The organism is Rhodococcus sp. F64268, assembly GCF_023015605.1.
Taxonomy (GTDB): domain Bacteria; phylum Actinomycetota; class Actinomycetes; order Mycobacteriales; family Mycobacteriaceae; genus Rhodococcus.
The window spans coordinates 114797-134416 of sequence record NZ_JALKAI010000007.1; the positions used below are offsets into that span (position 1 = coordinate 114797).

Below are 19620 nucleotides of genomic sequence, written 5' to 3' on the forward strand. Positions count from 1 at the left end.
CCACATGACAATCATCGACGTCGTCGAAGGTGATATCACCACGATTGCGGTCGACGCCATCGTCAACGCCGCCAACTCGTCGCTGCTCGGTGGAGGCGGAGTCGACGGCGCGATCCACCGCGCGGGCGGGCCGGAGATCCTCACCGAATGTCGCGCGCTGCGCGACACCACACTGCCCGACGGCCTTCCCGCGGGCGACGCGGTGGCCACCACAGCAGGACGACTGCCTGCTCGGTGGGTGATCCATACCGTCGGTCCCGTGTACGCACGTGACGACGACCGGTCGCTGATTCTCCGCTCCGCCTATCGCCGGTCACTGATGGTCGCGGACGAGCTCGGTGCGGCGACCGTGGCTTTTCCGCTGATCTCTGCCGGCGTCTACGGATGGCCGGTGGAGGACGCCGCCGCGCAGGCGGTCTCGGCGATTCGCGCCACTACGACGGCGGCTGCCACGGTCACCCTCGTCGGATACACGAGCGCCGTCGCTGACGTGCTGCGACGGGCAGTAGCGGGACGCTAGTCGCCGAATCCGTCGAAGAGCGTCGGCTCGTCCGGATTGTCGAACAGCGGCGGCTGGTCGGTGCTCGGCTTCGCCGGCGGGCGCCGGTGGTTCGGGATCTCCGTGGGCAGGTCGAGGTAGCTGAGGGCTGCGGCCAGCGACCAGCTCGTCAGCTTCCACTCGAGGGCCTTTGCGTCGGCAGCGGCGACACCGTCGTCGTCGCCCATGAAGGCACGGTTGAGGGATTCGCTGGTCCAGCCCACGTGCTGCTCGGTGCTGAGTTCGAGGAACTGCTGCAGCCGGGAGGCCTCCCGGTTTCCGATCGCCGCGACCGTCTCGACCGGTATATCGGAGCGCCCGTGGATGTGATGATCGCGAAGTTCGAGCAGTGCCGCCGGAAGATCGTCTTCGAGGCGGGGTTCCCACAGGTCGTCCTCGAACAGATTGCGCTCGTCGGAGGATTCGAAATCCGGGGCCTCGAAATAATGATCGTGACCGTGACCGCGCATCGGAAGGCCGCCGATATGCGCTGCGAAGTCGTGGTCGACGCCCTCGAGGAAGCCGGACATGCGATCGAGAGCGGACACCAGATGTTCCGGCACGAAGGGCGACGCAGGCAGGTGGTTGACGACCGCGACGCGATCGTCGATGAGCACGAACTTCAGTTGCGGCCATTGCCGATTGAGATCGGACACCACCTCCATCGCGCGTGTGCGACCACTGATCGAATGCACGATCGGCGCAAGGAGATCCACCGTTGCTGCGCCCGCACCGACCCCGACGAACACGAGGACGTCGGCGATACGCAGCACGAGGTCGCCGTCTTCGTCCCATGTGGGTGTGTCGCCGACCCGGTCGCCCACGGTGTCCTCGATGAGTTCTCGCAGGTGCTCCTCGCCGAGGGGATGGACAGGGCCTCGCACCGGCACTTTGGGAGAGACCTCGGCCACCGGTGCCGGAGTTTCCAACTCGTGGCTGCCGGCGGTCCCGAAGGACTCCGCACGCAGGAAAAGGGGATGCGGAACGCCCCAGACCTCGCGCAACGCGCGCACCGCGACCTCGGCGAGCCGATCGGCCCACGAGGAGGGGAGGTCCATCCAGAACGCGGGCGAGCCGCCGTCCTCCGGTGCGTCGGGATCGCGCGACGGTGTCTGCCATCCCAAATCCAACAACAACGCCTCGTCGTGCGGCGACAGGTGACGATCCTCGGTCAGATGGAGATTCGACGGTACTTCGCAGCGCACCTGCTGATCACCCCACGCGTAGAACTGCACGCACGGCCCGGCCGGCCCTCCGGCCTCCTCTGCCAGTGGCTCGAGCACGAGTCCGCCTCCATCGCGCATGGCTGCGACGTGGTCGGCGAGGTCCCCCCGGAACTCGCGCCAGGCCCGGTCGACGTCGCGGTCGAATCCGCTTTCCGGTTCGCCCATGAACCTGCCCCCTTCCTTCCCGACATTGACCCGTGTGTCGTGAACACTAGTCGGACCCACCGACACCGTGCCCGTCGGTGAGCGCGCCCACGGGGGTGCCAGGCGCATACTGGCACCTGTGCCGAACAGCGCGCAGTCATCCGATGCAGCCGGGACCGACAAGGCGGCGCAACTACGCGCACTCACGTGGCGGGCATTGCTTCGCACCGTGACGACGCTTGTGGTGGCGGGCACCGCCTACTTCACGCTTCCCTTCTCGGGACTCGACGACCTCCCCACGCTGCTCCTGCTCGTACTCGGATCGGTAGTGGTATGTGCTGTCTGCGCCTGGCAGGTGTGGTCGGTGCTGCGGTCGCCGCATCCGATGGTCCAGGCCATGGAAGGGATCGCCGCGACCGTCACCGTCTACGTCCTCGGCTTCGCGTCGCTGTACGCGGTGATCTCGCAAGTCGAGCCGGAAGGATTCACGGAGGTCCTCACCCGGATGGGCGCCCTGTACTTCAGTCTCACAGTGTTCGCGACCGTCGGATTCGGGGACATCGCCGCGGTCACCGACGGAACGAGGGCGGTGGTCTCGGCGCAGATCGTATGCAACCTGATCTTCCTCGCGCTGGTTGTGCGGTTGTTCGTGCTCACCGCCAAGCATCGTTGGCAGCAGGTGGGGGAGACGCCGACAACCGACGAGGTTTCGTGAATGACGAAATCTGTGAATGTGGACGTCCCCACCACCGGAACAGGTGATGGGGACGTTCGATACTACGAGCCTGCAGGCATCACGGGATGGTGAGCACCTGGCCGGGCTGGATCAGGTCCGGGTTGGAGACCCCGCTCGCATCGGCGATGCGCTGGTACTGGTTGCCGTCGCCGTAGAAACGCTCGGCGATCGCCCAGAGAGTGTCGCCGGAGGCGACAGTGTGGGTGCGGGCGGCCGGGGCCGGGGCAGGAGCGGGCTCGGCCGGTGCGGGAGCCACGTGGGCCGGCTCGGCAACGGGCGCTGCCGCCTTCGGAGCAACACTGTTGCTTGCCCAGACCGGCTTGTCGCCCGCGTACAGCACGACATTGCGGTCGTCCTGCACCGTCAGGCGTACACCTGAATTACCGCTCGTCTCCGACGCCCACACGGGGGAGTTGTCATCCTTGTACAGGACGAAGTTGCCGTCCTCCTGTACCGTCGCGCGCACCGTGCCGGAGCCGTCGGTTCCCGCCGCCCACACGGCCTTGCCGTCCTCGGACAGGACCAGGTTGCCGTCCTGCTGGAGCACGAGAGTGTACTTGCCGTTGTCGGACTTCAGTTCCTGGCCCACACTGAGGCTTTGGCCGGAATTGAGAGAGCTCACGCTGACCCCTTCGATCGATACATGGTGATTCGGGCAACCGGCTCGAACCGGGCGCCTGACGCACAGTACCGCCCACCCGACTCCTAGCTGTGGATGCCGTAGAGGGTCGTACTGTTCGCTGGATCACACCGTGTCGAGCGAGCGCACGAACATTCCGATCTCGACGACCGCACGACTGCCCTCGGGAACCAGTGACGCGGCAGCCTGGAACACGTGCACCTGCTTCTCCCACACCTGCAGTTCCGTCGGCACACCTGCCGAGGCGAGACGGTAGGCCATCGTCTCGGCGTCGACGAACGTCATCTCCTCGGATCCGGTCTGGAGCAGAGCCGGCGGCATGCCGGTCAGGTCGAGATCCACGGGAGAAGGCACGGGCTCGTAGCGGTCATCGATCTGTTCGGCCCTCTCGATCAAGGTGGACAATGCCGGCACCGCCCGCCGCGGGAACAACGCGCACTTCCGGGCATTCGGATGGTCGAGCTTGGGGCGGTGATCGAGGTCGGTCAGCGGCGAGATCGCGACGGTGCCCGCGGCCCGACCCAGCCCCAGCCGCAGTGCTTCGTGAGCCACGGAGAAAGCGAGAAATCCGCCCGCGGAATCGCCTGCGATGACGATCCGATCGATCGGGTAGCCATGGGCGATGAGCCAACGGAGTCCGGACAGGCCGTCGTCGACCGCATGTCGGATCGGGTGACGTGGCAGCATCCGGTAGGCCACCGACAGGGCCGGGGCGCCTGCTGCCGCCGAGATGCGCGACACCAGTTGGCGGTGGGTGGTCAGCCCGCAGCACAGAAACGCTCCGCCGTGCAGGTACAGGATTGCGGTGCGGCCGCCGGCGCCGGGGGCACGGACGAACTCGGCGGGGCAGGTATCCAACGTCATGCGGTGGTACTCGGTCCCGGGTGCCGGGAGCAGGGGGAACGCTGCGCGGTCGACCAGACCCGTGGGCCACGGAAGGGACGGCGTGAGCGCCCACGCGTCGAGGAGTGGTCGCACCGTGTGGCGCAAGGAGATGCTCAGGGCGCGCGAGGCGATGCTGACGCCGCCGTATTCCTCGATCTGCGGGGTGGAGCGTGCACGGACAGGCGCGACGAGGGGGGCGGACAATGCGCTGCTCATTTCGTCGCCTCCTCGCCACTCGCCGCAACACCGGACGGGTGTTCGAACTACGGATCATTCAAGCTACGCCCGACATGTGGTGCAGGTGGGCCTCGTAATCCGATAGATACGACGTGGCACGCCAGCTGCAGGTGGGGTGGCATCCTGTTACCGATTCGATATTGCGGGTTGTCCGAATAGCGCGAGCGATCAAAGCATGTCGGATCGTGAGTGCAGGACCGACACGAGTTCACGTTCGATCGCCACGAATTCGGGGTCGGCCAGCAACTCCAACGACCGTGGTCGCGGTAGCCCGACCCGGACTTCGTGCAGGATCCGTGCAGGTCGCGGCGAAAGGACCAGGACGCGGTCGGACAGCAGGACGGCCTCACGTACGTCGTGCGTGATCATCAGGACGGTCCACCGGTCGCGCAGCCACACCGACTGCAGCCACAACTGCATGTCGGTGCGGGTGAGTGAGTCGAGAGCGCCGAACGGTTCGTCGAGCAACAGAATCTCGCGTTGTTGGATCACTGTTCGCGCCAACGCTGCACGCTGACGCATCCCGCCGGACAGTTGCGACGGACGAGCCTCCTCGAACCCGGCGAGTCCGAACGTGGGGAACAGTGCCCGCGCCCGCGCGCGTGCCTCCCGACGTGGCACGCCCTGAACTTCGAGGGCGAGCGCGCAGTTGTCGAGGACTGTGCGCCATGGGAACAGGAGATCCTTCTGGGGCATCAGTGCAGCGCACCCCGGGGACGCAGGAGCGCCGCCGACCGAGACGGTCCCCTCGTCGGGCGTGTCGAGTCCCGCGACCAGACCGAACAGCGTGGACTTCCCCGACCCGCTCGGACCGATGACCGATACGAATTCCCCTGGGGACACGTCGAACCCGACGTCGTCGAGCACGTGGTTGCCGTCGAACGACCGGTGGACGCCGGAGAGGGTGACGGCACTCATGCGTGGCTCCCTGTTGCTCGATTCTCTGTGCCGAGGGCCCACGGTGCGATCAAGCGCTGTGCCACATACGTGAGCAGGTACAACACCAATGACACTGTCGCGGTGACCAGTACCGCGGCGAGCACCAGATCGGTGCGGAACGAATTCTTCTGGATGGCCATGTAGATGCCGAGCCCCGATGTGGCGCCGACGTACTCCGCGAACACCGCGCCCACCACGGCGTAGGTGATGCCGATGCGCAGCGAGGTGAAGAACCGAGGCAGCGCCGAGGGAAGACGCACGTACCGGAACTCTTGCCAGCGAGTGGCTCCCATACTGCGCAGAAGTGCCCCGGCCTCGCGATCGGTCGCGGCAAATCCCTCGATCAGGCCGATCGCCATCGGAAAGAAGGTGGCCAGCGCGATCACCAGAATCTTCGGCAGGAGACCGAATCCGAACCAGATGATCATGAGCGGGGCAATTGCGATGATCGGCAGTGTCTGCGAGGCGACGAACAGCGGCACGAATGCTCGCCGTAGGAACGGCGAGAAATCGACCGCGACTGCCAGTAGCCACGCCACGGTCAGCGACACCACGAAACCGACGAGTGTGACCTGCAGTGTCGCAGCGGCGTGCTCGGCTATGGCGATGCGATGTGCCCACCCCTGCTGCAACACGCGCGTGGGGGACGGCAGCACTTGCGGGCGGATTCCGCTGACCATCACGTACAGCTGCCATGTCGCGACGAGTGCCACCGCGACGACCGTCGCAGGAAGTACACGATCGATGCGGCGTCGGAGCGGGGAGTTCCGGGTAGTCGTGACCCGGATCCGGGCCCCCGCGGGCTCAGGGCGTTTGGTAGTCATCGGTGAGGTAGGTCGACCAGTCGGGCTCGGTGGTCAGCCGCGCGCCGTCGGTACCGGTGAGTAGCCCCTGCTCGTACAGGAACCGGGCGTACCCGGCCCATCTGCTCGCGTCGAGGGTCCCGACGCGTCCCTGGTCGTCACGCATGAAGTCGGCGGAGAGCATCCGCTGACTCTCGAAGACGAGTTCTTCGTTCGAGAACGTACCCGGGTTGGCGTCGAGCAGCGCACGCGCGCCCCGATCGGGATCGTCGGCAGCGATCTCGTAGCCACGCTGCAGTGCTTGCACGAACGCGCGACCACGATCAGGGTTCTCGGCGAGCCAGTCCTCGTTGCCGTTCACGACGATCGCGTACTGATCGGGGAAGCCGTAGTCGGTGTAGTCGAAATAGCGCATCGGCAATCCACGATGCTCCGCTTCGAGTCCCTCCCACGCCAGATACGAGACGGTGAAGTCCGCGGTACCCGAGTAGACGGCCTCGTACGCCGACGTTCCGAGAACGATCTCTTCGAACTCGCCTTGTCCTCCGTCGTTACGGATGACCTGCGCCAGCGTTTCCGAGACGCCCGGGTCGGCGAACCCCGCGTAGATCCGGCCGTCGAGATCGGCCGGTCGCGTGAGATCGTCGCGGTCGGACTTGACGGCTATCGCTGTCGCCCAATGTTGTAGCGGGGCGAGGACCGCAACGGTATGTGCTCCCGCGGCGCGTGCGAACGTAGCCATTCCATGGGTCGAGATCCCGAACTCCGCATTGCCCGCGTCGACGAGAGTGTCGGGTGACGCGTCGTTGTAAGGAAGGATCTCGACGTCGAGCCCGGCGTCGTCGAACAATCCTTCCTGCAGCGCCACGTACAGACCGGTGTGGTTGGTGTTGGGAGTCCAGTCGAGTGCGAACCGGATCGTGTCGTCGGAACCGCCACCGGCGCACGCGCTGACTGCGCACAGCGTGAAGATGGCGGCGGCGAGCGAGACGATCCGGTGCCGCAGCGTCACGATGCGGGCCACGGCTGCGTGTTCAGGGCGGTGTCCCAGAACAGCAACTCGTAGCGGGTCGCAAGCGTGAACGCGTCGATCATCGCGTCGCGTTCGGGCTCGGTGGCCGCGGCCCCTGCAGCGTCGACGAGGGTGCGTGCGGTGGCGACCGAATCCTGGAATCCCTGGTCGTCATAGGTTGCGACCCATCGCGCGTAGGGGTGGGCCGGGTCGGCAGCAAGCACAACAGCTGCGCTGGACGCAAGGTCGCGGCACACTTCGGCGTAGATCCAGAAGCACGGCAACACCGCGGCGGCACCCACCGGATACGGCTCGGTCGCGACGGTCGCCGTCAGATACGACACGTAGCCGAGGCACGCGGGGGAATGCGCGACAGGATCGTCGTTCGCGGGCAGTACACCCCCGGTCAGGAGTTGCCGATGCAGCGCCGATTCTTCGGTGGCAGCCGTCGCGGAACTCGTGGCCCAGAATGCGCCGGTGACAGGATCCGGCGCCTTGGCGGAGAGCAATGCGAGCGCTTTGGCGTATCCGGCCAGGTAGAGCGCATCCTGCTCGATGTAGAAGCGGAACGACTCGAGCGGCAATGTGCCGTCGCCGAGGCGGCGCAGGAACTCGAGGTCGTCGATGGAGTCGCGCAGAACCTTCGTGCGGTCCCACAGGACATCGGTGAAACGGTCGGTCGGTGAAGCGTGCGCAGGCACAGTCATCCCGAATCATCCCTTCGTCAGCATTACCTGATCAGGTTCGACGGGTGTGATCTCAGCCCCGCTGTCGCGAAGCACCCCGTGTCGGTCGGAGGCGACGATAGCACCTCGGGCGGGCCGTGGGCGCCGCTGCCGATGGGTACGTTGGGATGCGAGAAGCTCACCGGGAGGTCATGTGGACGCCGAGACGCTCATTGTCGGATGCAAGTACGGCGACGCCCGCGGGTACCGCGACGGCGCGGTGTACTCGTGGAAGGGGATCCCGTTTGCGGCCCCGACCGGCGGCGACATAAGATTCCGCTCGCCGGAGAGTCCCCGGCCGTGGTCGGGCGTGCTCGACTGCGAGCAGTACGGTCCGATCGCTCCACAGAGCCCGAACAGCCCGATCGGAATCTCGTCCGAGATGTCGATCGGGGAGGACTGCCTCTCCCTCAACATCTGGGCGCCCGAACCGGACGGCGAGAAGCGTCCGGTGATGGTGTGGATCCACGGTGGTGCGTATGTCATCGGCTACTCGGGTCAGAAGATCTACGACGGGCGTGCGCTCTGTGAAGCGGGGAACGTCGTGGTGGTCACCCTCAACTATCGCCTGGGTGCCCTCGGATTCCTCGATCTGTCGTCCTTCTCGTCCGCCGACGACACATATGAGTCGAATCTGGGTTTGCGAGATCAAATTTCGGCGCTCGAGTGGGTGCGCGACTGCATTGCGGACTTCGGAGGCGACCCGGATAACGTCACCCTGTTCGGCGAATCGTCCGGTGGGGGCTCGGTCACGACGTTGATGACGGTGCCTCGTGCGGAGGGGTTGTTCCATCGGGCGATCGCGCAGTCGCCGCCGGCGACGTCGGTATACGGCCGTGAGCGTGCGGCGGTGGTCGCCGAGCGGTTCCTCGGGATCCTCGAGGTGTCTCCGGCTCGGGTGGGGCGTCTCCGGCAGATGCCCTTCGAGCAGCTCGTCGAGGCGGCCGAAACCGTGGTCGGGGAGATCCCCACGAAAGTTCCGGGCACCTTGGCCATGACGCCGGTGGTCGATCGCGACCTCGTGCCCAAGTACCCGGTCGCGGCATTCCAGAAAGGCCTGTCGCACCGGGTGCCGCTCATCATCGGTTCGAACAAGGACGAGCCGTCGATCTTCCGGTTCATGAAGTCGCCGTTGATGCCGGTCGACGATTCGTCCGTGCGCGCCATGCTGGAGGCGCTTGCGAAGGACCGCCCCGATCTCGAGCCCGCGCGGCTCGCCGAGATCGCCGCAGCGTATCCCGATCTGCCGAAGCCGAGCGGGGCGATGGCCTTGTCCCGCGACGCCGGGTTCCGGATGCCGGTGTTGTGGGTGGCGGAAGCGCACTCCGAGCATTCCCCCACGTGGGTGTACCGCTTCGACCACGCAACGCCGATGCTCAAGGCAGCGCGGATCGGTGCCGGGCACGCAACCGAATTACCCTACGTATTCGGTAATTTCGGCACGCTCGGTCGAGATCCGAGTTTCTGGCTCGGTGGGCGCAAGAGTGCGATCGAGGTGTCGGGCCGGATCCAGCGACGATGGTTGGCGTTCGCGAAGCACGCGGTTCCTGCCGCACTGGACGCGTCGAAGCACTGGCCGCAGTACGAGCCGCGTGAGCGGGCCACCCTACTCATCGATGCACGAGACACAGTGGTCGCAGACCCGGAGGGCGCAATGCGTGAGGTGTGGGGCGCGCAGGTGATGGGTTTCTCCTGAACCGGGCCGGTGGCGCAGTCTTGACGTCGTTGAACGCGTGTGCAACCCTTGGAACATGCGTTCAACCGAGGGCGTTTCCGACCTCACCACACGCGCTCGCATCCGCGACGCGGCGATCTGTTGCGTTGCTCGGGATGGGGTGAATGTCTCACTCCGGGCCATCGCCTCGGAATGCGGCGTGAGCGCCTCGCTCATCGTGCACCACTTCGGTTCCCGGGCCGGTCTGCGCGAGCACTGCGACGGGTACGTCCTGGGCAGCATCCGAGAGCTCAAATCCTCGGCCCTCGAGCCGGGCAGCGGCGTCGCGGCAATGCTCGCTCAGCTCGAGAACATCGGGAGCTACGCCCCGCTCATCGGCTACCTGATCCGGAGTCTCCAGGCCCGCGGCCCCGCCTCCGAAGAGTTCCTCGATCATCTGGTGGCCACCACCGAGGATTACCTCGCGAAAGGCACCGAGTCCGGCGTCGTGAGTCGCAGTCGCAATCCTGAGGCACGGGCGCGGGCTCTGGTCGAATTGAGTACCGGCGCGCTCCTGCTGCATGTCCCCGGGCCGAACGAGCCCCTCGACCTCGACGCACTGCCCGCTTGGCTCAGTTCCTACACCGACCGTCTCCTGCTCCCGTTGCTCGAGCTCTACACCGAACCGCTCCTTACCGACTCGAGCATGCTCACCGCGTATCTGGCCGCTCGCGAGGCGGCTCTCTCGTAACCGATCACGGAGGTTGCATCATGGATACACCGGCCATCGAAACCGTCGACCTCGTCAAGACGTTCGGCACCACCCGTGCCCTCGACGGCTTCTCGATCGAAGTCGGAACTGCAACAGTGGCGGGGTTTCTCGGCCCCAATGGGGCCGGAAAGTCAACGGCGATCCGCGTGCTCCTCGGCATGCTGCGTGCCGACTCCGGTTCGGCACGTGTCCTCGGGCTCGATCCGTGGACCGATGCGGTCGAGATCCACCGTCGCATCGCGTATGTTCCGGGTGACACCAATTTGTGGCCTGCGCTCACCGGCGGCGAGATCATCGATCTGCTGACTCGTATCCGTGGCGGTGACAGCCCTTCCCGCCGAGCCGAACTTCTCGAGCGATTCGAACTCGACCCCACCAAGAAGGCTCGCACCTATTCGAAAGGTAACCGGCAGAAGGTCGCACTCGTCGCGGCGTTGGCGTCGGACGTCGAACTGTACCTGTTCGACGAGCCCACGTCCGGACTCGACCCACTGATGGAGGCCGTGTTCACCGACGAGGTGCGCGCATTGCGTGACGCCGGACGAACGGTGCTGCTGTCGAGTCACATTCTCGCCGAGGTCGAGAAACTCTGCGACACCGTGACGATCATCCGCTCCGGAAAAGACGTGGAGACAGGGACTCTCGCGCAGTTGCGGCACCTGACCCGCTCCGCGGTGCGAGCCACCGTGCCCACGCTCCCGGGTGGGTTCGCATCGCTCACCGGCGTGCACGACCTGACCTACGACGACGGTCATCTCGCCTTCGACGTCGACAATGCTGCGGTCGCCCCCGTACTGCGCGCACTCGCAGAGCTCGACATCGCGAATCTGACGATCACCCCGCCGTCACTCGAGGAACTCTTCCTGCGTCATTACGGCGATACCCCTACGAATGCACCCGAAGAAGAGGGGGTGACGACCCGATGACCGCCATAGTTGCTCCCGATGCCGACCTCGATACCCGAAGTGCGCATCGATTCAGTGGAATCGGCGATCTGCTCCGGCTCTACCTCCGGCTGGATCGTGTTCGCATCACGGTGTGGACCCTCGCACTCGCATTCACCGTGTACGTGACCGTCGAAAGTCTCATCGCGGCCTATCCGGACGAGGCGGCCAGGCAGGCCCGCGCGGCACTGCTCGAAAACCCCGCCGCGGTGCTGATGACCGGTCCGGCGTACGGAGCCGACAACTACACTCTGGGCGCGATGACCGCCAACGAACTGAGCTTGACGCTCATCGTTGCCGTCGCAATCATGAACATTCTGCTCGTGGTGCGGCACACGCGTGCCGAAGAGGAAGCCGGGCGACTCGAACTGCTCCGTGCGCTCCCGGTGGGCCCGTTCGCACCCCCCGCGGCGGCTCTGCTCGCCGTCGCTGTCGCAGACTCGATCGTCGGTGCCGGAGTCACTCTCGCGCTGCTTGCGGGAGGCCTCCCTGTCACGGGATCGGTGCTGTTCGGTGTGGCCACCGCTGTCACAGGCCTGCTGTTCGGCGCGGTGGCTGCCGTGACGGCGCAGTTCAGTGAGCATTCGCGGACAGCGTCGGGCACCGCACTCGCGGTCCTCGCGGTGGCCTTCCTCGTACGCGGGTTCGGCGACATTCTCGAACCCACAGGGTCCTGGGTGTCGTGGCTGTCGCCGATCGCATGGGCGCAACAGACCCGCCTCTACGTCGACGAGCGGTGGTGGCCGCTGCTGCTGTCGGTGGTGGCGATCGGTGCACTGCTCGTATTCGCTGTTGCGCTCTCGCGGCGCCGGGACATCGGCGCCGGGTTGCGTGCTCCGAAGCCGGGGCCCGCCGAAGCCTCGGCGTCGCTGCTCACTCCGCCCGGACCGGCATGGCGGCTGCTGCGCGGGACGTTCGTGGCGTGGACGGCAGCCCTTGCACTCCTCGGACTGGCGATGGGCACTCTCGCCGATTCGATCCAGGACATGGTCGACAGCGTCCCCGACATCGGCGAATTCCTCGGTGGTGACACACAATCGCTCACCGCCTCGTTCGGTGCGACGATGCTGCTGTTCCTCGTTGTGGGAATCGCGGCGTTCGCCGTCTCAGCGGTCATGCGTATCCACGCAGACGAGGATGCCGGCCGAATCGGACTGGTGATCGTCACCGGGACACCGCGTACGCGATCGTTCCTGTGGATCGTCGCGGTCATCGTGGCGCAGGTGGTCGTCGCATCGGTCGTCACGGGTGCTGCCACCGGTCTGGGTATGTCCATCGCGACCGGTGAGGCCGACTGGATCATCCGGATGTGTGGTGCTGCACTGGCGTACGCGCCCGCGGTATTGTTCGTCTTCTCGGTGTCGCTAGCGCTGGTCGGGCTCGTCCCGAGACTGGCAAACCTGGCCTGGGTTCTCGTCGTCTATGCGGTGTTCGTGGCGTGGTTCGGTGAACTGCTGAATCTGTCGCAGTGGCTGCGCGACCTCTCGCCGTTCTCTCATATACCGCTCGTACCATACGAAAGTGCAAGTGTTGCACCGATGCTCATACTCGGTGCGGCGACGGTGGTGTTGGTCGCGGCGGCAGTCGTGGGCTTCCGCCGCCGCGATGTGACAGTGTGAGGACGACGCCGTCAGTTCCGGTACTCGGGATGCTCGGAGACGAACTTCTCGACGTACGAGCAGGATGTGCCGATCTTCAGGCCCTGCTGGCGGGTCGTGTCGAGGGCGTACTGCACGACCTGCCCGGCGAGCCCGCGGCCACGGAAGTCCGCTTCGGTGACCGTGTGGTCGAAGTCGCGTAGTCCGTCGGCCTCGCTGTAGTCGGCATAAGCTGCGAGATCGTCACCGATGAACAGTGCGAACCGCGACTGCTCGGGCAGGTGTTCGATGCGGACGGCGGTCTCAGTGTTGTTCGACATGCTCACGACTTTACATCCGGGTCGGACCGTCGGTCTCGATCACCAGTGCGTCGTCGTCGCGCAGCGCCACGAATGGGATGGACTCGCGGCGAAGATATTCCAGAGTGCGGCCCACGCCGTCGTCGCCCAGCAGCGAATCTCCCGCATGGGGAACGACCGAGTGATCGATCCAGCCGAGCCCGTCCCACAGCACCGGGCCTGCCCCGATCTCGACGACCTCCGCTGGATCATCCGAGAACTCGAGCCCCCGCAGCGTGGGAGTCGCGATGCAGGCTCCGGCGCTGTAGCCCCCGTACGCGAGGGCGCCGGATCCGACCAGGTCGGTGAGCACCGCGTCGCCGCCACTCCGGGCGAGCTGGGCGCGCAGCACAAAAGTGTTACCTCCGCGCACCCACACCGAAGAGAAGGCGGCGAGCCGCGCTCGAAGTCCATCCGGATCCGCAGGATGATCGCGGAGATCGACTTCCTCCGGCTCGTATCCGAGGCCCCGCAGCGGACCGAACTCGCTGGTCACACTCGACTCCCGCGCGCGAGCGGGCCATGCGTCACCGGCATTGGCGATTACGGCGATGGGCCCGGGCCCGCGCGTCACCGCCAGCAGACGCGCAGGATCGGACCCGAACCGGTAGGACGACAGGAACAGGCGCATCGGTCAGATCGTGAACGCGAGATTCTCGACGATACGGCCTCCTACCTCGGTGTCTCCACCGAGAACCACCTCACCGAGTTTGTCGACGCCGCTGACACGCCCACCTGCGAGCCGCACGAACAACGCAGATTCCATCGTGATCGTGCTCGTCGCGGGCCCCGACAGCGACGTAACGACATTCGCACGTCCTGCCACCTCGAGATGGATTGTACGGGCGAGAGGCCCCGTGAGTTCGATCGTGATCCGCGAACCTTCGGGAGCCTTGCCACGCTTGCCCACGACGAACGGCATCGCACCGAAGATCTCGGCGGACCCGAGTTGAGCTCGGGCACCACCTTCGCTGCCGACGGTACCCAGCGCGTCGTGAATGTCCAGTTCGTGTAGCCAGCAGTCGAACACCCTGATACGCATGAACCGGCCATAGGTTGCCGGACCGACCGGGGTGTCGGCCGGGGCGTCGAAGTCGGTCTGGGTCATCGCATTCAGACTCTCGCGTCGCTGCGCGACGATGTCGCGGTAGCGGGCGAGTACCTCTGGTCCTGGGACACGGCGAAGATGCTCGACCCACAGCTCGTTGAACGCCGCGATTTCGTTGTGGACATGGCCCAGTGTGTGCACGTCGATGTCGACATGAGGTGCGGCGATCCCGGCGAGCAGAGATTCGGTTCCGATCAGGTGCGCGGCGATGTCCTTGACTGTCCATCCGGGCAGTTCGGTGGGGGTGAACCAGGCATCTCCGTCGATGCCGGAGAGCAACGTGTCGAGAACCTCGAACTGCTCGAGAAGTAACGGCCGGATGACGTCGATGGAGAATTCGCTGGTTTCGGAACTGCCGGTCGGGGTGGTCACAGATTCTCCTCTTTCGAAAGACGGTCGAGGCCGACGCGGATGGCCGCAGCGGTGGATTCAGGGTTGCGGTGTTTGCGGCGGAGGACGCCGACACCGAGACGGAAGCGGTCGCCGTTCCATCGGGGAATGACGTGCAGGTGCATGTGGAATACGGTCTGGAATGCGGCGCGACCGTCGTTGACCACCAGGTTGGCCCCGTCGGTGGCGAGATCGGATCGGGTGAGTGCGCGGGCCATGCGCTGGCCCGCCTGGAACATCGACGCCGCGTACACGGGGTCGAGGTCCTCGAGCCGTTCGGAATGGGTGCGCGGCACCACCAGCAGATGCCCGCGCGCCAGGGGCCGGATGTCGAGGAACGCGACCACATGGTCGTCCTGGTAGACGAGCGCGGCGGGCGCGGCACCTCCGGCTATGTCGCAGAACACGCAGGAGTCCACCTGCTCACTGTATCGCCGACACCAGTTCCGGCAGCCCTACCGCGGCGGTCGTGCGCCACACATGGTCGGCCTGATCCGACAGGTCGGTGTCGTCAGGATTGATCTCCACCACCGGAACTCCGTGGCGTCGTGCGAGCGACGGCAGGCCCGCCGCCGGATACACCACCCCGGACGTACCCACGACCAGCAGAAGATCTGCCTCGCGCAGGGACGCCGTCGCTGCCTCCCACGGCTGCTCGGGCAACATCTCCCCGAACCACACGACGCCGGGACGGACCAGTCCGCTGCAGTCCGCGCACACCGGCGGCTCGAGTCGTTCGACGGGTGCCGCGGGCGGTTCGGGGACTTCGGCTGCGCTGCCGCAGTCGGCGCAGCGCGGCTCGAACAGACTGCCGTGCAGGTGTGCGAGGACCGCGCTGCCTGCACGCTCGTGCAGATCGTCGACGTTCTGCGTCGTGATCTGCATATCCGTCGCGCGTCCCCAGTCGGAAAGTGCCAGGTGACCGGCGTTCGGCTGCACTCGCCGCACCAATTCGACGCGCCACTGGTACCAGGCCCACACAAGGGAAGGGTCGTCGTTCCATGCTTCGGGTGTTGCGAGCGCCGCGGGGTCGAATTTCTCCCACAATCCGGTCTGCGCATCGCGGAATGTCGGCACTCCGCTCTCGGCGGACATCCCGGCGCCGGTGAGCACGGCGATGCGCCGCGCGGGAAACGCGAGGTCGTAGATCGCAGTAGGGACGGCCATGTGTCTTCTCGTAGGGATTGCCTTCTCGTAGGGACTGTCTTCGGACCGTAGCGGTCGGGATCAGGTTGTGGGGGAGTTGTCCCACTCGTGTCCACAGCGCGGGCACGGCGCATCCGGGTCGTCGAGGAACAGGCCGCATTCCGGGCAGACGCGGTCGAGCCAGCACACCGGGTCGCCGCCGAGATCATCGCTCATTCGCTTCGTATTACTCCTCGCGCAGGTGCTCGGCAAGGACCTCCGCGCCGCTGTGCTCGACGTCGCGGGTGGCGGTGAGAAGTACGAGGGGGCGTCCGTCGGCAAGCGTGTCGAGCCGCTCGATCGCGGCGCGACCGTCGGGCGACATCAACTCGTCGATGTACCGCTCGCGGAACTCTGCGAACAACGCTGTGTCGTGCGAGTACCACTTCCGCAGATCCGTCGAGGGTGCAAGTTCCTTCGCCCAGTCGTCGTAATGGAAAGCATCCTTGCGAAGTCCTCGGGGCCACAACCGGTCCACGAGGACACGCACGGAATCCTCGGCGCCAGGGTGGTCGTAGACCCGCTCGACACTGACTTCACGTCGCGACATGTGTACCTCCCGGAGTCGACTTCTCACAGATGCGAAGGTGCGCCTGTGAAGTGAGGTGCCTCACATTCTTGCATTTTCTTACTGTTCGGACTCGATTCAGACAGTCCGGGCCAGTTGCGGCCCGCCTGTGGGCGCGGTAGGTCTGGCAAGGCTTACAACACACGTGTAGGGCCGTTACATGGCCGACAGACACGCCATTCGCCGCCGATCGCGGCGCCGCGCGCGGCAATTTCATTCGACGCAGGAGTTAGAGAATATTGAGTAGCGAAGGATCGAACACGGAGAGCGGGGACCGCCGCCGCCCGGCCGTCGGTGTCGTTCGTGAGACGAACGACGGCGAGCGGCGGGTCGCGCTGGTGCCGAAGGTAGTGCCCTCGCTCGTTTCGAAGGGATTCGACGTCATCGTCGAGCCCGGGGCCGGTCAGAACGCACTGATCCCGGACGGTGCATACAAGGAAGCGGGCGCCACGATCGGTGACGCGTGGTCGGCCGACATCGTCGTCAAGGTCGCACCGCCGTCGGATGCCGAGGTGGCCCGGTTGAAGTCGGGACAGAAACTCATCGGCTTCCTCGCTCCGCGCAACGCGGAGAACCAGATCGGTGCACTGACCACCGCTGGGGTCGAGGCGTACGCAGTCGAGGCCATCCCGCGTATCTCGCGTGCACAGGTGATGGACGCGCTGTCGTCGCAGGGCAACGTGTCGGGTTACAAGTCGGTGCTCGTCGCCGCATCGGAATCGACGCGTTTCTTCCCGATGCTGACCACCGCTGCAGGCACTGTGAAGCCGGCGACCGTGCTGGTGCTCGGCGTGGGCGTTGCGGGCCTGCAGGCTCTCGCCACCGCGAAGCGTCTCGGTGGCCGCACCACCGGATACGACGTGCGGCCCGAGGTTGCCGACCAGGTGCGCTCCGTCGGAGCGCAGTGGCTCGATCTCGGCATCGATGCCGCAGGCGAGGGTGGATACGCCCGCGAGCTCACCGACGAGGAACGCGCCCAGCAGCAGCAGGCGCTCGAGAATGCCATCAAGGGCTTCGACGTCGTCATCACCACCGCTCTGGTGCCGGGTCGCCCCGCGCCGCGACTGGTGACCGCCGCTGCCGTCGAGGGCATGAAGCCCGGTTCGGTCATCGTCGACCTCGCCGGCGAGACCGGTGGCAACTGTGAGCTCACCGAGCCCGGACAGACCGTCGTCAAGCACGACGTGACGATCTGCTCGCCGCTGAACCTGCCCGCGACGATGCCCGAGCACGCGTCCGAGCTCTATTCGAAGAACGTGTCCGCGCTGATCGAGCTGTTGCTCGACGAGAGCGGCGCGCTCGCCCCCGATTTCTCGGACGAGATCCTTTCGGGTGCATGCGTGACGCGGTCGAAGGAGAACGTCTAGATGTACAACGAACTGCTCGCGAACATCGCGATTCTGGTCCTTGCCGGATTCGTCGGATTCGCCGTCATCTCCAAGGTCCCGAACACGCTGCACACGCCGCTGATGTCCGGTACCAACGCCATTCACGGCATCGTCGTGCTCGGCGCCCTGGTGGTCCTCGGGCACCTGCCCGGCGACGCCCACTGGGGAATCAAGATCATCCTGTTCGTCGCCCTTGTCTTCGGCACCCTGAACGTGGTCGGCGGCTTCGTCGTCACCGACCGCATGCTCGGGATGTTCAAACAGCGCAAGCAGGCCCCGCAGGCTGCCGAGAAGGGGGCTGACGCCTGATGAGTTACCTCGTTTCAGTCCTGTACATCGTCGCGTTCGCGATGTTCATCTACGGTCTGTCGGGCCTGACCGGACCGAAGACCGCAGTGCGCGGCAACTACATCGCCGCAGTCGGTATGGGTGTCGCGGTCATCGCGGTGCTCATCGACATTCGTGAGACCGAGAACTGGGGTCTGATCATCGGCGGTCTGGCCGTCGGTGTCATCCTCGGTGTGCCGCCGGCTCTCAAGACCAAGATGACGGCGATGCCGCAGCTGGTTGCGCTGTTCAACGGCGTCGGCGGTGGCACCGTCGCGCTGATCGCGTGGGCCGAGTACCTCGAGTCCTCGAGCTTCACCACCCTCGACGACATTCCGACCGTCACCATGATCGTCGGCTCGCTCTTCGCCGCGATCATCGGCTCGATCTCCTTCTGGGGCTCGCTCGTCGCGTTCGCCAAACTGCAGGAGCTGCTGAACAAGAACCTCGAGAAGAAGCTGGTCTCCGCGGCGAAGCTGTTCCAGCTCGCCAACATCGTGCTCGTGATCGCGTCCATCGCGGTCGCCGTGTACATCGGTATCAGCGCCGACGGTGAGCCGCTCGCGTCGTGGTGGATCGTGCTGCTGCTCGTCATCGCGGGCCTGATGGGTCTGTTCGTCGTGCTGCCGATCGGTGGGGCCGACATGCCCGTCGTGATCTCGCTGCTCAACGCTCTGACGGGTCTGTCCGCTGCCGCGGCCGGCCTGGCGCTGAACAACCAGGCGATGATCGTCGCAGGCATGATCGTCGGCGCGTCCGGCACCATCTTGACCAACCTCATGGCCAAGGCCATGAACCGCTCCATCCCGGCGATCGTGTTCGGCGCGTTCGGTGGCGGCGACGAGGGCGGCGCGGCGGTAGGCCCCGGTGGTGGCACCGTCAAGGCGACCTCTGCCTCCGATGCCGCGATCCAGATGGCCTATGCAAATCAGGTCATCGTCGTCCCCGGTTACGGTCTGGCGGTCGCGCAGGCGCAGCACGCGGTCAAGGAGATGGCGGCGCTGCTCGAAGAGCGCGGCGTCGAGGTCAAGTACGCGATCCACCCGGTTGCCGGTCGGATGCCCGGTCATATGAACGTGTTGCTCGCCGAAGCCGACGTCGAGTACGACGCGATGAAGGAAATGGACGACATCAACGGCGAGTTCGGCCGTACCGATGTCACCATCGTCATCGGCGCGAACGACGTGACCAACCCTGCGGCACGCTTGGATTCGTCGTCTCCGATCTACGGTATGCCGATCCTCAATGTGGATCAGTCCCGTTCGGTGATCGTGATGAAGCGGTCGATGAGCTCCGGTTATGCGGGCATCGAGAATCCGCTGTTCACGCTGGATCAGACGTCGATGCTGTTCGGGGATGCCAAGAAGATGGTCGGAGAGGTGACGGAAGAGCTGAAGGCTCTCTAGAACACTGACCCGAAGGTGTGGATCCGAGCCCGGGAAATCCGGCTCGGATCCACACTT

General features: G+C 65.7%; 23 protein-coding genes and 1 riboswitch. Of the genes, 9 read left to right on the top strand and 14 right to left on the bottom strand.

Annotated elements, in window-relative coordinates; genetic code table 11:
- Positions 1-4: 4 nt before the first annotated feature.
- The gene (locus tag MWU77_RS17805; protein ID WP_169689815.1) at positions 5-520 is read left to right on the top strand and encodes an O-acetyl-ADP-ribose deacetylase; all 516 of its coding nucleotides are present in this window, start codon (positions 5-7) and stop codon (positions 518-520) included.
- Here MWU77_RS17805 and MWU77_RS17810 read toward each other — a convergent pair.
- A complete protein-coding gene (locus tag MWU77_RS17810; protein ID WP_247274378.1) occupies positions 517-1929 on the bottom strand; it encodes a hypothetical protein in 1413 nt (470 codons plus the stop codon). The genes MWU77_RS17805 and MWU77_RS17810 overlap by 4 nt on opposite strands.
- 118 nt (positions 1930-2047) lie before the next feature.
- On the opposite strand from MWU77_RS17810, the gene MWU77_RS25005 reads away from it, so the two are divergent.
- Entirely contained in the window at positions 2048-2623 is a 576-nt protein-coding gene (locus MWU77_RS25005) for a potassium channel family protein (protein WP_247274379.1), read from the top strand.
- Between the two features lie 79 nt (positions 2624-2702).
- Here MWU77_RS25005 and MWU77_RS17820 read toward each other — a convergent pair whose 3' ends face one another.
- The 6 genes from MWU77_RS17820 to MWU77_RS17845 all read right to left on the bottom strand — a co-directional run bounded on the left by MWU77_RS17820 (position 2703) and on the right by MWU77_RS17845 (position 7867).
- Positions 2703-3266: a LysM peptidoglycan-binding domain-containing protein gene (locus tag MWU77_RS17820; protein WP_247274380.1), complete on the bottom strand. Its 564-nt coding sequence runs from the start codon at positions 3264-3266 to the stop codon at positions 2703-2705.
- A gap of 123 nt (positions 3267-3389) precedes the next feature.
- The gene (locus MWU77_RS17825; protein WP_247274381.1) at positions 3390-4385 is read right to left on the bottom strand and encodes an alpha/beta hydrolase; all 996 of its coding nucleotides are present in this window, start codon (positions 4383-4385) and stop codon (positions 3390-3392) included.
- A 189-nt stretch (positions 4386-4574) separates the two neighbouring features.
- The gene (locus MWU77_RS17830; RefSeq protein WP_247274382.1) at positions 4575-5324 is read right to left on the bottom strand and encodes an ABC transporter ATP-binding protein; all 750 of its coding nucleotides are present in this window, start codon (positions 5322-5324) and stop codon (positions 4575-4577) included.
- Positions 5321-6169: an ABC transporter permease gene (locus MWU77_RS17835; RefSeq protein WP_247274383.1), complete on the bottom strand. Its 849-nt coding sequence runs from the start codon at positions 6167-6169 to the stop codon at positions 5321-5323. The genes MWU77_RS17830 and MWU77_RS17835 overlap by 4 nt, the downstream gene beginning before the upstream one ends.
- On the bottom strand, positions 6150-7172 hold the full coding sequence (locus MWU77_RS17840; protein WP_374229903.1) for an ABC transporter substrate-binding protein: 1023 nt from the start codon (positions 7170-7172) through the stop codon (positions 6150-6152). The genes MWU77_RS17835 and MWU77_RS17840 overlap by 20 nt, the downstream gene beginning before the upstream one ends.
- Positions 7157-7867, bottom strand: a complete 711-nt coding sequence (locus MWU77_RS17845) for a TenA family protein (RefSeq protein ID WP_247274384.1) — start codon at positions 7865-7867, stop codon at positions 7157-7159. Before MWU77_RS17845 ends, MWU77_RS17840 begins: the two co-directional genes overlap by 16 nt.
- Positions 7860-7956, bottom strand: a riboswitch (TPP riboswitch). It overlaps the preceding gene by 8 nt.
- Before the next feature lie 83 nt (positions 7957-8039).
- On the opposite strand from MWU77_RS17845, the gene MWU77_RS17850 reads away from it, so the two are divergent.
- From MWU77_RS17850 to MWU77_RS17865, 4 genes are read left to right on the top strand one after another with little or no spacing between them, the layout of a single operon-like run.
- Positions 8040-9581, top strand: a complete 1542-nt coding sequence (locus tag MWU77_RS17850) for a carboxylesterase/lipase family protein (protein WP_247274385.1) — start codon at positions 8040-8042, stop codon at positions 9579-9581.
- Between the two features lie 55 nt (positions 9582-9636).
- Positions 9637-10290 (top strand): TetR/AcrR family transcriptional regulator, encoded by a 654-nt coding sequence (locus MWU77_RS17855; protein ID WP_169689824.1) that lies wholly within the window; start codon positions 9637-9639, stop codon positions 10288-10290.
- A gap of 20 nt (positions 10291-10310) precedes the next feature.
- Positions 10311-11237: an ABC transporter ATP-binding protein gene (locus tag MWU77_RS17860; protein WP_247274386.1), complete on the top strand. Its 927-nt coding sequence runs from the start codon at positions 10311-10313 to the stop codon at positions 11235-11237.
- Positions 11234-12874, top strand: coding sequence for an ABC transporter permease (locus tag MWU77_RS17865; RefSeq protein WP_247274387.1), 1641 nt, complete (start codon positions 11234-11236; stop codon positions 12872-12874). The genes MWU77_RS17860 and MWU77_RS17865 overlap by 4 nt, the downstream gene beginning before the upstream one ends.
- A gap of 11 nt (positions 12875-12885) precedes the next feature.
- Here the strand turns inward: MWU77_RS17865 and MWU77_RS17870 are convergent, their stop codons facing one another.
- The 7 genes from MWU77_RS17870 to MWU77_RS17895 are packed head-to-tail and all read right to left on the bottom strand — an operon-like array spanning position 12886 to position 16424.
- Positions 12886-13173: a GNAT family N-acetyltransferase gene (locus tag MWU77_RS17870; protein WP_169689827.1), complete on the bottom strand. Its 288-nt coding sequence runs from the start codon at positions 13171-13173 to the stop codon at positions 12886-12888.
- Between the two features lie 10 nt (positions 13174-13183).
- Positions 13184-13822, bottom strand: coding sequence for a Type 1 glutamine amidotransferase-like domain-containing protein (locus MWU77_RS17875; protein ID WP_169689828.1), 639 nt, complete (start codon positions 13820-13822; stop codon positions 13184-13186).
- A 3-nt stretch (positions 13823-13825) separates the two neighbouring features.
- Positions 13826-14629 carry a maleylpyruvate isomerase family mycothiol-dependent enzyme gene (locus MWU77_RS17880; protein WP_247274418.1) on the bottom strand — a complete coding sequence of 268 codons (804 nt, stop codon included), beginning with the start codon at positions 14627-14629 and terminating at the stop codon, positions 13826-13828.
- 38 nt (positions 14630-14667) lie between these two features.
- Complete coding sequence (locus MWU77_RS17885; protein ID WP_169689830.1) at positions 14668-15108, bottom strand: HIT family protein; 441 nt, start codon at positions 15106-15108, stop codon at positions 14668-14670.
- Between the two features lie 4 nt (positions 15109-15112).
- A complete protein-coding gene (locus tag MWU77_RS17890) occupies positions 15113-15856 on the bottom strand; it encodes an NAD-dependent deacylase (protein WP_169689831.1) in 744 nt (247 codons plus the stop codon).
- 60 nt (positions 15857-15916) lie between these two features.
- Entirely contained in the window at positions 15917-16051 is a 135-nt protein-coding gene (locus MWU77_RS24770) for a hypothetical protein (protein ID WP_281499444.1), read from the bottom strand.
- Positions 16052-16061: 10 nt separating this feature from the next.
- Positions 16062-16424 (bottom strand): DUF488 domain-containing protein, encoded by a 363-nt coding sequence (locus tag MWU77_RS17895; protein WP_169689832.1) that lies wholly within the window; start codon positions 16422-16424, stop codon positions 16062-16064.
- A gap of 257 nt (positions 16425-16681) precedes the next feature.
- Between MWU77_RS17895 and MWU77_RS17900 the strand changes: the two genes are divergently transcribed.
- From MWU77_RS17900 to MWU77_RS17910, 3 genes are read left to right on the top strand one after another with little or no spacing between them, the layout of a single operon-like run.
- A complete protein-coding gene (locus MWU77_RS17900) occupies positions 16682-17809 on the top strand; it encodes a Re/Si-specific NAD(P)(+) transhydrogenase subunit alpha (RefSeq protein WP_169689833.1) in 1128 nt (375 codons plus the stop codon).
- A complete protein-coding gene (locus MWU77_RS17905) occupies positions 17810-18139 on the top strand; it encodes an NAD(P) transhydrogenase subunit alpha (RefSeq protein ID WP_169689834.1) in 330 nt (109 codons plus the stop codon).
- Complete coding sequence (locus MWU77_RS17910; protein WP_247274388.1) at positions 18139-19563, top strand: NAD(P)(+) transhydrogenase (Re/Si-specific) subunit beta; 1425 nt, start codon at positions 18139-18141, stop codon at positions 19561-19563. The genes MWU77_RS17905 and MWU77_RS17910 overlap by 1 nt, the downstream gene beginning before the upstream one ends.
- The last annotated feature ends 57 nt before the right edge of the window (positions 19564-19620 follow it).